Origin of the sequence: Polycladidibacter stylochi, from assembly GCF_001562055.1 — a bacterium.
Taxonomy (GTDB): Bacteria; Pseudomonadota; Alphaproteobacteria; order Rhizobiales; family Stappiaceae; genus Pseudovibrio; species Pseudovibrio stylochi.
Genome location: NZ_LLWE01000041.1, coordinates 54,128 through 69,740 on the forward strand (window position 1 = coordinate 54,128; position 15,613 = coordinate 69,740).

Consider the following 15,613-nt stretch of genomic DNA (forward strand, 5'->3'; position numbering starts at 1 on the left):
GATGCTTTTTCACTACCTACATTACGCGAGGTGCCAAAGGTTCATTTGTGTGGCGAAATGTACCGGTTGCTACAAACAAAATGGTACTTTTTTAGATGCACTATCATATAGCCACTGTGATGAGTAAAGGCATGCATTTTACCGAAGAGGGAGCCACCTCTATCGATCTATGTGCCCGTGATTTTATCCAGAACAGCAATTATAAAGATACAACCACTGTTTTTTGTGGCGCAGAAGCGCAGTATTTTGCCGGCTTCAATTGCATTCCCTATCCGGTTGGCAAACGTGCACAGTTGGCAGTGCAACTTAAAAAAGCGCAGCCGGATGTGATTGTGGTGCACCAAAGGGTCGCCTTGGCCGCCTATTTGGCGCGTAAATTGCCTGACACTCCTGTTATTGTGCATCGGCATAATTTTGTAAAACCCAAACGCATGTGGCTCAAGCGGTTTCTGGTGGGGGTAAGATACCGCAATTTGGCGGCGGTTGTTTTTGTCAGTAATGCTTGTAAAGACCACTTTGAAAAGCACTGGCCGCAAATTAAAACCCCGCGATATGTCGTGCATAACGGTCTGGATTTTTCACAATGGCAAGCACAATCGCAAAAGCAAAAATCCGTGCTGTTCGCCGGGCGTATGTCGCCAGATAAAGGGGTTTTAGAGCTGGCTCAAGCGGCATCGTTATTCCTACCCCAGCACCCAGATTGGACACTGCGGCTGATCTGTGCTTGTCAAGAAAAAGATAGGGAGTATCGCGAGCGCGTTTTTACCGCGCTTGAGCCTGTTAAGGATCAGGTCGATTATCAGGAAAACCTGCCATTCGAAAAGGTTAAGCAGGCATATGAGCAAGCGGCCATTGCGTTGGTCCCGTCAAAATTTGAAGAGCCTTTCGGGCGTACGGCCATCGAGGCCTTTGCCGGTGGTGCGGCCCTTATCACCTCAGGCACGGGGGGGCTGCGTGAAGTCTGCGGAGACAATGTATTGTATCTAGAAAACCTCGAACCGGAAACCATAGCGCGTAATACATTGATTTTAATGGAAAATGATCAGGTGCGAGTCGGTCTTGCCCAAGCGGGGCGCAACCATGCACTCAAGCATTACCCGATAAAATCACTAAGTGAAAAATTAGATGTGATTATTGAAGGCTGCGTTGCATAATCAAATGTGTTGTTGTGCAAACGTCAAGCCAGCGCAAGGGGGCCGAATTGAAACACTGGATTCAGGCAAAGCTGGATAAAGCTGGTGCAGATCGCTCGACAACCCGCGGTATCATTGCTCGTATTTTTGCCGATAACTTCTTGGAATTCGCCCCCAAATACGCCATAGCGTTTGCTTTTATGGCGGCTGTGGCAGCAACAACATCGCTAAGTGCCTGGATTATGCGCGACGTTGTGAATGAGATATTCGTTGCAAAAGATTTTAGCCGCCTATTACAAGTCACGCTGGCCATTATCACAATTTTTGCCGTTAAAGGGGTTGCCAGCTATGGGCAAATGGTCACCCTAAGCCGGGTGGGCAATGCCATTGTGGCTAAAAATCAAAAGCGGCTCTATGCTCATTTGCTCATCTGTGATGCGGCCTTTTTCCAGCAACATGGTGCGAGCGATTTAATTACCCGAATTTCCCATAGTGCCAATGCTGTCCGCGAGGTTATCAATTTGCTGGTAACCAGTATCGGCCGTGATTTGCTCTCGCTTATCGGTCTGGTTACGGTCATGGTACTTCAAGACCCGTTGCTCTCGCTCATATCGATGGTTATTGCCCCACCGGCCATATTGGGCATCGCCTATCTGGTGCGCCGGGTGCGCGCACTGGCACGTGCCGAGGTGCTATCGCTGGCCCGTATTGTGCAGGTCATGCAAGAAACCGCTATCGGTATCCGCATCATCCAAAGTTTTGGCATACAGCCCCACATGAAGCGGGAAATGAACAAGGCAATTGGTGACGTTGAGGCCAGAGCCAACAAGATTTCCGAGTTGGGCGCGCGCTCCAGCCCCCTAATGGAAACCTTGGGAGGCTGTGCGTTTGCAACGGTTATTTTGTATAGTGGCTGGCAAAGTATTTTGCTTGGCAAAAGTCCGGGCGAGTTTATTTCGTTCCTCACTGCCTTATTACTGGCCTACGAGCCTGCAAAACGTATCAGCCGGTTGCAAGTCCATTTGGAAACAGGGCTGATTGGTGGTCGAATGATCTATGAAATCCTTGAGAAAAAGCCCAATGTTGTAGATCAGGAAAAGGCCCCCCAACTCAAAGTGGGTAGGGGTGAAATTGTGCTTCACAATACCGGGTTTTGCTATATTTCGGGCTATCCTGTTTTGCATGAGCTTGATTTGCATGTGAAAGCGGGTGAGGTTACGGCCCTTGTCGGCCCCTCTGGCGGCGGGAAATCAACCATATTAGCGCTGGTGCAACGGCTTTATGATGTGAATAGCGGCAGTGTTTCAATTGATGGGCAAAACGTTAAAGACGTTCAGCTCTCTTCTTTGCATGAAGCCATATCACTGGTCACGCAAGATACGGTTTTGTTTACGGGTACCATCAAAGACAATATTGCATTTGGCCGCCCTGATGCCAGTTTTGAGCAAATCAAGCAGGCCGCGAAAAGCGCATTGGCAGACGAGTTTATTGAATCATTTGCAAACGGTTATGAAACGCGAATTGGCGAGGCGGGTATCAGCCTTTCGGGCGGGCAGCGCCAACGATTGGCGATTGCGCGGGCGATTTTGAAAAATGCGCCAATCCTTTTGCTGGATGAGGCCACATCTGCGCTTGATAATGAAACCGAAGCCAAGCTGCAAAAGGCTTTGGAGCATCTCATGCGCGGGCGCACAACGCTGGTTATCGCCCACAGGCTTTCCACCATTCGTCATGCCGACACCATTTGCCTGATTAAAAACGGCAGTCTGGTTGAAGCAGGTAATCATAGCACGCTTATGGCCAACAATGGGCCTTATGCGGCGCTTTACGGCATGCAGTTTTCACGCGAGGAGGCGGCAGTACTGCAGCGCAAACTGTCATAGGGCTTAAGCCGGTTGCGTTTGGCCACAGTAGTTGACGGTTATATGCCGTGGCTCTTTCTGTTCAACGCCAAAGCCGGTTGCTCTTTTAAGAATGATGCGCTCATTTGCATTCAAACCTCGCCTCACCACACCTCACTTTACTATGTGATGCACGGCCCTTTCGTCTGGTTTCAGCCAATCAAGCAGCATGCGCTTCAAAGTTGGCGGGCTGTTTTTTTTGGTTCAGCCGGCCGTTGTTTGGCGTGTCTTTAACCGCCCTCATTAGGGGGCTGTATAATAGCCGGTTTCTTGATCTCCCAGAATGTGGATCGTGGTGGCCAGCTCCGGGTTTGCAACCAATTGCGTTTTCAAATTGGCGTCTGCATAGGGATATCCATAGGAGTTGGAGTTTTCGTGAATGACCTTGGCATACCCGTTGCCGCCATTCTCAAAAGGTTTTTGCTTCACAAAATTGCTGCTGTCGTTCGGGCCGTTCCTACTAAAATAGCCCTCGTTAAAACCAAGGAATATATTGCGCAGCACCGAATTTAGCATAATGTCGCGTGTCTCGCTCGGGCTGCCCTTAATAACCTGGATATTTTGCGCAAATAACTGGTTGTTATAGTGGTAGGTTCCGCCGCCCGACTGGTAAATATACTTGGTTTCAAGCTGGCTTCGTGCAATTTCCAGCTTATTGCCATTTTGGTCGTGCATAGCAATAAGCATGCCGTCATTGCTTGCAGGCTCTTGTAGTTTTCCTTTAAATATCAGTTGTTCTTGTGCAACCATGTCCGATTTTATTAAAAGGGGCACCCCGTCACCACCGTGCGCCAGGCTCAGTTTTTCAACATAAGGGGCAAAGCTTGGGTAGGCTTGCGGCCATATGTTGGGCGCAACCACTTTCTTGCCACCATCAGCCAAGCCAATAACAGGCGGTGCCACCCCCACAAAAAGCGGCTCTAGAGCGTTGATTAAAGATTTCGCGCCAGATGCGGGCAGTTGATCGGGGTTTGCCTGCATGGGCAGCTTGTAGCCAAGCGACTTTGGCATATGGTTTTGTGTGCCCGAAAGCGCCAATGGTAAGCCCAGCATATCGACGTTGCTGAGGTTAATCCAAAGTTCGTCTTTTGCACTGAGCCTGCTAAATTCAACCCACCCAAAGTAGTGGGTAATGTCCGTTACTTGCGGTGCGGCGGTCATGGGCGATGTTGCAATATAAAGGCGGGCGGCGTCAATTGTATCAAAGCATATTTTGCTGTTTTGCGTGAGTGGCTGGCATGCTCCTGGCACCAAGGCACCGGGTTCTTTGGGGTCTGGTGGGAACATGCTGTTGGCGGTTAGTAGCGCATAAAGCTGTTGGTTTTTGCGGTGGTTATCTATCGAGATTGTGGTCAAAATGCCCTCCCAGTTGTTTCTTTCAGGTTTGGCGCGTGTATCCTAATGAAGACCAGCGAGGGCACTATGCGTGAAGGGGCGCGGTGTGGTTTTTGCATCTATGTAAATTTAATCTTAAAGCACACCCGTAAATGGAGGTTGTTTTAAAATTTGGCTTTTGCCATGACCCTAAAGTAAATCGTAGAGAATGAGCACAATTGCCAGCACCAGAACTGCGGCCATGACCCGGTTAAAAGCTGCTAAATTGCCCGTCATTCGGGCCAGTTTGGCACCAATAAGAGCCCACGAAGTAAGCGATAAACTGCAAATAACAAAAAAGATGATGGCAAAGCCTAGCAAACGGATGTTGTAATCCACGTGCGGCGCTACATAAATTGTTATGGCTGAGAGTGAAACAATCCAGGCTTTGGGGTTGAGAGCCTGTGTCACAAAGCCTGATACAAAGCCAACCCGCTTGGCGTCAGTGCTGTTAAGGGCAAGCTTACCGTTATCGGCAGCAATCTTATAGGCAAGGTAAAGCATATACAAAGAACCGGCGAGGGTAAGAGGTATGGTAAATTGCTCAACCAGCGCCAGAATAGAGTGAACACCAAACCCCAGTAACAACAAAATGGCCACAAAACTGGTTGTTGCGCCAAGAACATAGGGCAAGCTGCCGAGTGTGCCAAAGCGTGCCCCGGACATGGCAAGAATAACATTTACCGGGCCGGGTGAGGCAGAGGTAGCAAGCGCAAATAGCGCCATGGGAAGAATAGCAGAGCTGAATGACATCGCCTTAACTCTCTGTATCAAAGGGTTTGGCACCTATGTAAAATGGGGTGCAGATGAAAACGAATAAGCAATCGGCCCGCTTTATTGGTGCATTCAAGTTGCACGGCTTAATATTTTCGGGCCCACTACGTTTCAAAGCGCACAGCCTAGCTCACAACTACATGGAATAATTGTACAAAACTTATATTTGCCAAGAATGGGGATTTAGGGGTGATGAACCACCAGCCTTTGCGGGGTAATGCCATTTATTTTCCGAAAGTGGCGAATAAAGTGCGATTGGTCGTAAAAACCCAAATCAAGTGCCACCTGCAAGGGGCTTCCCCCGCTTGCTATCATTTGCTTGGCACGGTGGATTTTAGTCAAAATCAGGTATTGGCGGGGTGAAATGCCCCGTTGTTTGGAAAAGCTTTGAATGAAGTAATTGCCATTCAAGCCAACTTCACCGGCAATATCGCTAATGCTTAAGGGCGCTGTTGGCTGGGTGTTCACATGGTCGTGCATCATCTCTATGGCGCGGCGAATGGCCTTATTCTCTTTGCCTGCAGCTCGTATGCTGCTGCCTCCATGGCGGGAGAAGACACAAGCAAGCAGCGTTACGAGCGTTTCTTCTATGCCAAGTCGGCCGGTTGCGTCGGGCCGGTTAAGTTGCCGGGCTAATTGCAAAAAATGCCTGGTTATCAAGCCATCATGATCCATGGGGTTAATTTGGTGAAAGCCGGTTGGTGTGCCCACCTCCAACAGGTGCCTGACGGTACTTTCGCTGATATAAAGCATCTTGTAATGCAGCGCCCCGTCCACAGCATGGCCGGTATGAGGCTCCTCGGGATTCATCAAGGATAATGTGCGCGGCGGGCATAGGTGGTTGCTGCCCCGGCACATATAGCCCCCCACACCTTTGGTGATAGCACCAACAGCAAAACCGGCGTGGGCGTGACGGCTAAATACCATATCATCAAAGTTGGCTTCAAACAGCTCAATTCCCTGTAGCCAGCTTAAAAGGTGCAGCTTGTTTTTATCAGTTGCCACCAAAATTCGCAGTACCTCGACATGTGCTGCCCCAAGGCTACTTCGCCCCTAGGACATCTCGCCCCGGTTTGACTAAAGCGTCAATTCAAAAACAACCACACACAAAACAGCTGCACGTGGTTCTCCAGTACCATCATAGGGTGAAAATCGGGTACGCTGATTGAATAATTCTGGTGCAACTCATAGGCAATATCAAGCGAACTCAAACGTAATCCCCCAGCGCTCTATGGTTTCATAGGAGAGCATAATCCCGCGTTCCAACAGCATCTCGTCGACCACGCGCAGGCTGAGCGAAAAGTGGTGGCAAAGCCAAACCACGTGAGCGATAGTCTAAAGAAGGAAACAGTGGTGCTTGTAACTGATCGGAGCTGAAGTCATACCCCTTTGCTATCCGATCAATTGCTGGGGGATTACCAAACCACATTGATCGAGTTGAAAAAACATTAGACACTGCGCGGGATGTTGCGAAAAAAGCAAAAGAGATATTTGAATGATCGACTATTGTGAAATCTATTTCAGGGCAAAAGCTGGAGGACTACTAAAGGATGATGCGGGTGCAGTTAAATCTGCAATCTTTTCGCAAAATGAAAATATTCCATATCACGCAATGCTGGCTTTCGGCCTTTGTGAAGACCCCTCAAAACGAAACCTAGAAAGAGTTGCAGATATTGCCGATATTTGTTTCTTGAAGGAAGATGACGATCTACTAAAAGCTTGTTTGATAACTGGATGCATTTACTGGGATACTTCCGAAAAATTTTGCCAAATTTCTCGAAAAGTGCTGGACGTGGATGACGAAAGCATATTTCAAGAATCCGCCATTACTGCTGTGACTTGCGTGTCGACAGTTGCTAGAGCTAACCACTCTGAAGAATTGCTCGCGTATCTAGTATCCCTTGCAAAAAAGAGTTTAATTGCTGGAGAACGAATGCAGGCTAAAGTCTTAACAGACAAAGCACTGTATGCCGCAACAGGCGAAAAATGGATTACTAGCTCGCAAAGACGGGCGTTCCTCGATGAGGCTGCATTGAATTCAATTCAATTTGGTATGCCCCTTCCGTCTTAAAACCGAACGATTTTGCAACGTTTTCTGTTCATGGCTTCTTGTTGGATGGAAAATATACAACGCTACGTGAGGCCGGTTATATGCTCGCAGGACAAAATGCTGCTGCGCTTAGAAAGACATATAAAGAATTTCAGCAGAAAGCAGGAAGAGTTCATCAGGCAGACTATTTAGCTATATTTCCTGAAGCTGTAGCGTTAGTGCATAAGTCACTCAGGCGTAATTTCCCCTTGAGGGATATGATAATACCCAAGTCTGATGGGGTCACATTTGGGACATACCCTAATTGGGGCGAAATAGATTACCAAAGAACACGTAGTGAATACGGTTATTTAAAAGGCGTTGAAATCTGTTTACAAAATAAAAACTTCAACAAATAATAGGGAACTCATAATATGATTGGGAAAATGAAATATTTAATATTTCCTCTCGTTCTTTTTATAGGTATTTTTCTAGGTTTGGCTCTAGTTGTTGTCGATATTGGAGTTTTAAATATATCAAATACTTGGGTCGAAACCAGCTGTTCTCCTCAAGGCAATACCTGTCTTAAAGTACTAAAAGAAAGTACGTCCGGAGTTGACTATACAACCACCACCACCATAGTTTGGGAGAAGTACTTCTTCTGGTTCAGCTCGCTACCTGCTAACTATTTAGTTTTTGATCCAGAAACCTACGTGGATGTAATCTGGCTATCTGAAGATAGTGTAAAGTTTGCTTACGAAGGTGGCGATTATAAGTTGATTGGCGCAAAGCCCCAAGATATATCTTTCGAATTTGAAAGAAACGGCTGATTATAAAATAACGTTAAGGTAAGATAAATCGTAGCAAAAATCTTACTATATAGCGTGTTGTTGGTTTGAGGCTTGGCTTATTTTGAGGAAAAAAGGGCTGCGAGTACTAGGTAAACTCACAATAATCAGCGGCGCTTTTTCTGGCCGTTGACGAGCTGCTTGTTCTATAACAAAGCGGGTCTGATACTTAAGTCTATCGGGCCCTGCTTATTGTGGGTATTTGTTATGGTTAGCGCAATTATATCGGGCATTTTAAGTTGGGCTGGCCAATATTGTGACCACTCAAAATTATCCTCTCCTTTTAAAATACCAGTTTTCTTTAATGTTTTGGCGTAGCGCCACTGGATTGCCTTTGTGCCACTTAATAAGGTTATAGGGCTTTTGCTATGGGCGGGGATTAGGCTTTCAAAGCGTATCTGGACTGATTTTTGGTCTTTATCGCAGGTTATTATGGTGCGAAAGGGTGTTGTCACGTTAACTTTCGTGCCAGACTGATAGGATAGCAAAAGTTATGAGCCAACCGCTAACTCGTCAAGCTGATGCACTGATTGAATAATTCTGGTGCAACTCTTCGGCAATATCAAGCGAACTCAAACTCACCCCACCTGATGCAGCCATTGGTAGGTGCCCACATCTTCGCGGCGGCGCAAGCGCTGGCTGCGGTTATCGAGTATGTATTGCGCTCCGTTAAAAGTTACCTGCAATATGGCATGGAACTCTTTGAGCTTCCGGTCATAAACCGCCACGACTTGCATTTTATCGCGATCAAAACCCAAATGCACCAGCAGCCAGTATTTTAAAATAGCATAATCCTCGCAATCGCCGCGTAGTGTTTGCAGTACTTCACGTGGCGCTGCCCAGTAATCCTCTATGCCCCAAACTTTCTGGTCGCTTTCATATAGTATCATCTGGTTGACCCGCTTGTTTATGGCAGCCAGTTGCCAACCTCTTGGCATTTCGCGCAGCTTATCCGTCAACTTACGGGCAGGGGCGGGCAGGGGCATAAGTTTGCCCGCTGTTGGTTGTTGCAGTGATACACGGGTGTACTCTAGAGTTTTGTATTGGCGGCGTTGTATTTCCTGCCAGCGTCTATCCAGTTCGGCCTTGGTCGAGCTGTGCTGTTGTTGCGTTGTGGCCATCTGGTTCAGCTGCAATCGCTGGCGTATGCTAAGCATCGGTTTTTGAAAAATACTGTGCTTGCGTTCGGGCGTTAAGGGCGGGTTTGGTGCCAGCGCGGTGCGCAGCTCGAGTGCCGGTTTGCTTTGGGGCAGGGGGGGCACACGAGCATCTGCCAGCTTCTGTTGCCACGCCGCTTTGCTGGCGGCGCGGCTAATGGCAATCCTGCGCTCTTTGTGGGCTTTGCGGGCCTTGTAGGCCATGTGTGTTTTTGCTTCCAAGCGCACCCACGCAATGGCGGCTTTATAGCTTTGCAAATCTGCCCGTAAAATATGGCGGAGTGCTTGAAACTCAGTTTTGGCCGCCCGATAAAAATCTTCGATCAGATATGTAAACAGCAAATCATGGGGAGCACTATTATAAGGCCCCCTTGCTTCATCGGGGTTTCGAGCTTGTGCCGTGTCATGACGCGCCTGCGCATGGCGCGTGGACCTGTTATTTTCTGTGTGCTTTAGCGCGCTGTGTTTTGGGGGCGTTAATATGCCTTGCGCATGTAATTCGGGCACAAAAGCGTGGACGCAGCTAGGCAAGAAAAAGGCTTGCACCCAGAGCAGGCCAATTGCAGCAAAAATGAGCCTTTTTGAACACATATTGAACCGGTTTGCAGCCGGTTTGCACACTTTTACAACAAACGTATGTAATGGCGTTTGAAGCTTGGTTTTATAGCCAGCACCAGCCCGCAACACAACAAGTGCCCAACACAAAAAACGAGGTAAAAGTATTTGCAGTCGTAACATCGCCAACGCCCATGAATATGGTGCGCGGCTTATCTCTCCCGTAAAGCCTCTGTCCGCACCTTGTTGATTGGCTTTAATAAATATTCCAGGACAGTTTTATCACCGGTTAAAATATCGATGCTTGCCACCATTCCCGGTATTATTGGTAAATGTTTGGTTTCACTTTCAAGGTAATTCTTGGTTGTTCTTACGGTAACCTTAAAAAAACTATTGCCTTGCTCATCTTTGGTGGTATCGGCACTAATACGCTCCAATTTACCTTCAAGCCCGCCATATATGGAAAAGTCATAGGCAGTAATTTTTACAGTAACTGCTTGTCCCGGACGCAAAAAAGCAATGTCCTGCGGGCGTATTTGTGCTTCAATCAGCAGTGTGTCTTCCAGGGGCACCAGCTCCATAATGGTCTCGCCCGGCTGCACCACAGCCCCAATTGTGCTAATTTTTATATTATTAACTATACCTTTAACAGGTGCACGTAAATCTGTACGTTTCGCGCGATTTTGCGCCGCAAGCAGCGTTTCGCGGGTCACCGCCAGCTCAGAAAGCGTAAGTGTTAACTCTTCTTGGGCTCTGGTTACAAAGGTTTGGCGGGCATTGTCCACGCGGGCCTGTGCCTCCAGGTGGGCTGATTCTGCCCGTAAAATATTGGCATTGGTAACAGCCAATGTGCCTTGTAAATCGCTCAGTTGCCGTTGCAGGCGCAAAAACTCTATTTCGGGCAATACCTTACGTTTGAAAAGCGCCTGGTTTATTTCCACCTCTCGTGCCAGCAGCTTTATACTGGCTTCCAGTTTGTTTTTCTCCGCAAGAAGCTGCAGGTGCTCGTGGTCGCGCTGTTTGCTTTGCGCTTGCAAGAGGCCCACTTCCCCTTTCAGCTGTTTTTTGCGGGCATCAAACACCAAACGCGCTTCGCTCACCAGCCCCCTAAAGCTTTGGCTGGTTTGATCACCTTTAAACCCTGTAAAATCAAGCGGTTCGCCGGTGGCCTCGGCAAAAAGGCGCTGTGCGCGCACATATAAAACCGCATGGCGTTGCTGCACCTCGCCAAGCTGGGCGGCAAAGCCGGTATCTTCAAGTCTTACAAGGACTTGGCCTTTGTCTACCACATCGCCTTCACGCGCAAACTGGGCCCGCACAATGCCGCGCTCGGGCGCTTGTACGACTTGGATTTGCCGTGAGGGGATCACCCGGCCATCACCGCGGGTCACTTCTTCCAGCCGTGCAAAATAGGCCCAAATAGCGGCGAGGCCAATCAACAACAGCCCAAGATAAACAATCATTGCCGCCTTACGGGGCGGGCGTGTGCGAAGGCTCTCACGCAAATCATTGTTATAATTAGCCATTACTTGCCCCCCGTGGTTGCTAGGGAGCGCTTTGCAGCTTTTTCGGGGGGAGGAGACGCCGCGCTGTTTTGGAACGCCGCGCTGTTTTGGGGAGCCGCACTGTTTTTAGGGGAAGGGCGGTTTTCGCCGCGCTTTTGCAACTCGGCAAGCACTTGCTCGCGCGGTCCATCGGCCACAATACGCCCGCCATCCAGTGCAATCAGCCGGTCCGTGAGTTTTAACAGCGAGAGCCTATGGGTGCTGATAAATAACGTCATTCCAGAGGCGTTAAAGGCTGAAAGACGGGTGAGAAGGCGCTCTTCGGCACTGGTGTCTAAATGGCTAGAGGGTTCATCCAAAAACATAATTTTGGGTTGACGCAGCAACAAACGGGCTAACGCCACACTTTGCTTTTGGCCACCGGAGAGCAAGCGCCCGCCTTCGCCAACCGGGCGGTCAAAGCCCTTGGGGTGGCTGTGAACCACCTCTTCCAATCCGGCCAAATGCGCCGCACGTAAAATATCGTCATTGCTGGCATGAGGGCGGCCAAAGGCAATATTCTCTCGTAAACTGCCAGAAAACAGCACGTTATCTTGCGATAGAAAACCAACGCCGGCCCGCAAGTCCGTGGGGTCGAACTGGCGCGTATCAACGCCGTCGACCAATACCATTCCGGCACTGGGGTAATGCAGGCCACACATGAGGCGGCCAAGCGTTGTTTTGCCTGCGCCCACGCGGCCAATAACGCCCACTTTTTCGCCAGGCGCAATACTTAGGTTTATCTGGCTTAAACTGTCGGTCTCGCTTTCAGGATAACGAAAATCCACATGGCGAAATTCAAGCCGCCCACGGCCAACACTCCGGTTTACATAGGTTTTTTCACTATCGCGCTCGGTAGGCGTTTGCATAAGTGTGTTGAGGGTACTGTAGGATTGCATGGTCTGACGCAAGCGGGTAAGCGCACCGGCAACCGATGCCAGCGGGGCCAGCACCCGGCCAGAAAGCATCATGGCGGCAATCAACCCGCCCATGTTCACCATGCCTTCATTCACCAGATAAACGCCCCAAATTACAATGACCACCGATACCAGAGCCTGAGCCAGTCCGGTAAGCGATTGCGCCGCGGTAGACCAGCGCCGCCCGCGCAGCAGAGCGGTTGAAGATGCAGCGACCGAGCGCTCCCATTTCCCCTGCATATGCCCCTCGGCATTCAGCGCACGCACCGTATCCATATTGGCAATGCTTTCAACCAGCACCGCATGGCGGTTGGCACTCTCCCGGCTGGCATTGTCAACCGAGCCTTTTAAGGGGGCTTGCACCAGCAAATTGATGGCAATGACAATAGGCACCGCCGCCAGTGGCACATAAGCAAGTGGCCCGACAATTAAAAACAAAACCAGCACAAAAAGGCCAATAAAGCAAAGGTCAATCAATGCCACGAGTGAGGCCGAGGTAAAGAATTCGCGTACGGTTTCGAACTCTTTGATGTGGTTGACAATTTGCCCGGTAGAACCGGGCCTTTTGCTCATATCTACGGCCATTGCTCTGGCAAATATTTTTGAAGCCAGCGCCAAATCTGCCTGTTTGCCGGTAACATTTAAAATGGTTGAGCGGGCCGCCTTGAAAATGCCGTCAAAAACCAATGCCAGTATAACGCCGCCCGCTAAAGCCCATAGGGTTGGTAAGGCGTAGTTGGGCAGAACCCGATCATAAACATTCATAACAAACATGGGTGAGGCCAGAGCCAGGGCATTAATCAGCAGAGCTGCAAGGGCAATATGAACATACTCACGCCAATACTGGCTTAATACCGACCAAAACCAATGGCCTTCCTCGCTCACATGGCCGCTGTTATCACCATCAATTGCAAAGGGGCGAAAGAAAATGGCCAAGTTATCGTAGAGCGCCTCAAGCGCCTGAATGCTAAGTGTTTGTGGCTTGTCAGTTGCCAGAGGATCTAGAGTTTTCGCCAAACCAAGCGTGGTGTTGATTTCGCAAAGAATACGCAGCTCGCCATTGGCAAGGACAAGCAGCGCCGGGAGCGCGTTAGCACGAATATCTTTTAGTTTTGTGGTTTCGCGGGTGGTTTTTAATGCAACATTCTTTGCAGCCCGCTGCAATAGCTCAATGGGTAAAGGACAATTGTCTTCAATAGGTAAACCGGAGAGCAGCACCGCGCGGGTGGCGTAATTACCATAGCACCTGGCAATGTAGCGTAGCGCTTCAACAAGCGGGTCTTTGGGTTTTGATAGACTTTGAGTCTCAGGCATTGATGTGTCGGGTTTGGTCACAGGTGAGCCTTTAAAGCAAGGGCAGTCATGCAATGGCTAGGCGCTGATAAAACAATAGGGTGTTTCTCTCGTGCTGAAACCAGTATTTTATAGTCACTATGAAATGTAGGTTACATCTACTAATAACAGGTGCCACCTTTGGGGCTCAATGGTGGCACCTGTTAGCAAGTACTTGTGCCGGGCAACGCCACAAGTACATTCCATAATATTCACCAGTTACACAGCTCACCATTTATTGGCGTAGCGGTTCCAGCTCGAATGCCGGTTTTTGTGGTAAAATGCTCACCGTATCACGGGTATTGGCAAGGCTTTCTGCCGGTGCTTCAATATCCATCATCGCAAGCAGGTTTCCGGTGGTGCCATGCAGCTGGTAAGAGCTGAATGTAAGCACAGACCTTGCCGAAATGAGGTCTATCCTACTCTTGAAGAGGGCATTTTCAGCGTTCAGCAGGTCAAGCAAAGTGCGCTGCCCCACATTGTACTCATCGCGATACCCAGCAACGACCTTTTCATTGGCTGCCACAGTTTCGCGCAGGGCACTGATACGTTCGCGTGTTGTTTGTAGCGCTGCCCACGAGCGCTCCACCGCTTCGGTTGTTTCGCGGCGTGCAGTATCGGCGTGGGCTTGGGCTTGGGCCAGCTGCTCGTAGGAGCGGGCGTAGAGGGCGCTATCACGCCCGCCGCTATATAAGTTCCAGCGCATGCGCAGCATCAAACGATAATCATCCTGGCGGCCATCACGCCCATCAACATCATGACCATAAGCGGCACGCCCTTCTAGGCTAAAGCGAGGCATAAACACACCTTTTGAGCTTTCGGCCTTAAAGCCTGCCGCATCCACATCGGCATCAGCTGCCAAAACAAACGGGTTATCGTGTCCGGCCATGGCGATAGCGGCTGACAAGTTTTGTGCCGGAGATTTGACTGCGCCCACCGGTTTTAAGTGTGTTGGCTCTTTACCAATCACCCGGCGAAATTTTGCCATAGTGTCCAGCAGCGACTTGCGCACTGTTGCTGTTACAATTTTAGTCGCAGCAACTCGCTCTTCGGCCTGCGCCAAATCCGCAGCACCTACATTGCCACCATCATACTTGGCGCGGACATCCTTGTATAACTCACGATGTTTTGCGGTATTTTGTTTGGACAAGCGCAGCACCCGTTGATGGCGAATAACATCAATATATGCTTCAATCGCATCAAGCGCGATTGCCTCACTGCGCTCCAATACGCGTAGTGCAGCGCCATCTACCCGCGCTCCTTCACGGTAAATTTCATTGGTAGATTTTAAGCCATCGAATAACAACTGCTCAACGCGGACTTCAATTTGTTTTCCGTTTCGCCATTTCGAATCGTCTTTTGTATTGTTATCGCGTTCGCGCCGTTCGGCGCCAATATGACCAGAAACATCCAGTGTTGGCATGTAAGCGGCCTGCGAAGCGCGCAAATCCTGGCCTCTTGCACGCCTGTTTGCTGCAGCTTCTAGAATTGAGGGGTTCGTATTCACAGCGTAATCAACAGCTTCTTTTAATGTCATTGCTGTGGCTGAGACACTACCCAGTAGCGTAATTGTTGAAATTACGGCTAAGCATTTCAATATCATTCCGCAAACCCCTAAGCTTCTTGCGCAGAGATATATATGTAAGCAACATTAAGATTTGCAATTTAAAGCACTAATGTAACTTGCCCTGCATTTCATTACCCAACGTATTGATAGTAAAATCATGAGTCTGTACTAATTACAATACTAATATTTATTGGATGAATGATATTATTTTACATTGATATTTTGCAGTTTTAATTGATCAATATAGTGAGATTAGGAATATTAAATTATATTACTTACTAAAAATAGTAGTTGCTTGTTATTATTAGGTTCACTAATCCCGTCACTCAAATAAAAGGTCATATATGCAAGCGATACATGATAATTATTCATTCATTGCTTTGCTGCTAATCCTGTTAATATTGTGATAAATTTTAAATATTAAGCAGTTCTTATTTTCTTTCGAACAATTCAATTACTGATTAAGTCTTTTCCGCCTATAC

At 48.7% G+C, this 15,613-nt stretch carries 12 protein-coding genes and 1 pseudogene; 5 read left to right on the top strand and 8 right to left on the bottom strand.

The window, feature by feature from the left end; translation table 11 throughout:
- Nucleotides 1-131 precede the first annotated feature (131 nt).
- Both AYK67_RS15430 and AYK67_RS15435 read left to right on the top strand, forming a co-directional pair.
- Nucleotides 132-1,154: a glycosyltransferase family 4 protein gene (locus AYK67_RS15430; RefSeq protein WP_068088880.1), complete on the top strand. Its 1,023-nt coding sequence runs from the start codon at nucleotides 132-134 to the stop codon at nucleotides 1,152-1,154.
- A 47-nt stretch (nucleotides 1,155-1,201) separates the two neighbouring features.
- Entirely contained in the window at nucleotides 1,202-3,016 is a 1,815-nt protein-coding gene (locus AYK67_RS15435) for an ABC transporter ATP-binding protein (RefSeq protein ID WP_208976317.1), read from the top strand.
- 261 nt (nucleotides 3,017-3,277) lie between these two features.
- Here the strand turns inward: AYK67_RS15435 and AYK67_RS15445 are convergent, their stop codons facing one another.
- The 4 genes and pseudogenes from AYK67_RS15445 to AYK67_RS17630 form a co-directional block, all read right to left on the bottom strand.
- Entirely contained in the window at nucleotides 3,278-4,390 is a 1,113-nt protein-coding gene (locus tag AYK67_RS15445) for a glycoside hydrolase 64/thaumatin family protein (RefSeq protein WP_068088886.1), read from the bottom strand.
- Between the two features lie 168 nt (nucleotides 4,391-4,558).
- Nucleotides 4,559-5,161, bottom strand: a complete 603-nt coding sequence (locus AYK67_RS15450; RefSeq protein WP_082735872.1) for a LysE family translocator — start codon at nucleotides 5,159-5,161, stop codon at nucleotides 4,559-4,561.
- 204 nt (nucleotides 5,162-5,365) lie between these two features.
- Entirely contained in the window at nucleotides 5,366-6,187 is an 822-nt protein-coding gene (locus tag AYK67_RS15455) for an AraC family transcriptional regulator (protein ID WP_068088896.1), read from the bottom strand.
- Between the two features lie 204 nt (nucleotides 6,188-6,391).
- A pseudogene (locus AYK67_RS17630) lies at nucleotides 6,392-6,514 on the bottom strand (IS6 family transposase); the annotation flags it as partial.
- Nucleotides 6,515-6,677: 163 nt separating this feature from the next.
- Between AYK67_RS17630 and AYK67_RS15460 the strand changes: the two are divergent.
- The 3 genes from AYK67_RS15460 (at nucleotide 6,678) to AYK67_RS15470 (ending at nucleotide 8,041) form a co-directional block, all read left to right on the top strand.
- Nucleotides 6,678-7,253 carry a hypothetical protein gene (locus tag AYK67_RS15460; RefSeq protein WP_068088899.1) on the top strand — a complete coding sequence of 192 codons (576 nt, stop codon included), beginning with the start codon at nucleotides 6,678-6,680 and terminating at the stop codon, nucleotides 7,251-7,253.
- Nucleotides 7,254-7,333: 80 nt separating this feature from the next.
- A complete protein-coding gene (locus AYK67_RS15465; RefSeq protein WP_068088902.1) occupies nucleotides 7,334-7,630 on the top strand; it encodes a hypothetical protein in 297 nt (98 codons plus the stop codon).
- Nucleotides 7,631-7,645: 15 nt separating this feature from the next.
- Complete coding sequence (locus AYK67_RS15470) at nucleotides 7,646-8,041, top strand: hypothetical protein (protein ID WP_068088906.1); 396 nt, start codon at nucleotides 7,646-7,648, stop codon at nucleotides 8,039-8,041.
- 596 nt (nucleotides 8,042-8,637) lie between these two features.
- Here the strand turns inward: AYK67_RS15470 and AYK67_RS15480 are convergent.
- The 4 genes from AYK67_RS15480 to AYK67_RS15495 form a co-directional block, all read right to left on the bottom strand.
- Nucleotides 8,638-9,954, bottom strand: a complete 1,317-nt coding sequence (locus tag AYK67_RS15480; protein WP_068088914.1) for a transglutaminase-like cysteine peptidase — start codon at nucleotides 9,952-9,954, stop codon at nucleotides 8,638-8,640.
- A gap of 29 nt (nucleotides 9,955-9,983) precedes the next feature.
- Nucleotides 9,984-11,297 (bottom strand): HlyD family type I secretion periplasmic adaptor subunit, encoded by a 1,314-nt coding sequence (locus tag AYK67_RS15485; RefSeq protein ID WP_068088917.1) that lies wholly within the window; start codon nucleotides 11,295-11,297, stop codon nucleotides 9,984-9,986.
- Entirely contained in the window at nucleotides 11,297-13,567 is a 2,271-nt protein-coding gene (locus AYK67_RS15490; RefSeq protein ID WP_208976318.1) for a type I secretion system permease/ATPase, read from the bottom strand. The genes AYK67_RS15485 and AYK67_RS15490 overlap by 1 nt, the downstream gene beginning before the upstream one ends.
- Nucleotides 13,568-13,799: 232 nt before the next feature.
- Complete coding sequence (locus AYK67_RS15495) at nucleotides 13,800-15,167, bottom strand: TolC family outer membrane protein (RefSeq protein WP_068088920.1); 1,368 nt, start codon at nucleotides 15,165-15,167, stop codon at nucleotides 13,800-13,802.
- Nucleotides 15,168-15,613 lie beyond the last annotated feature (446 nt).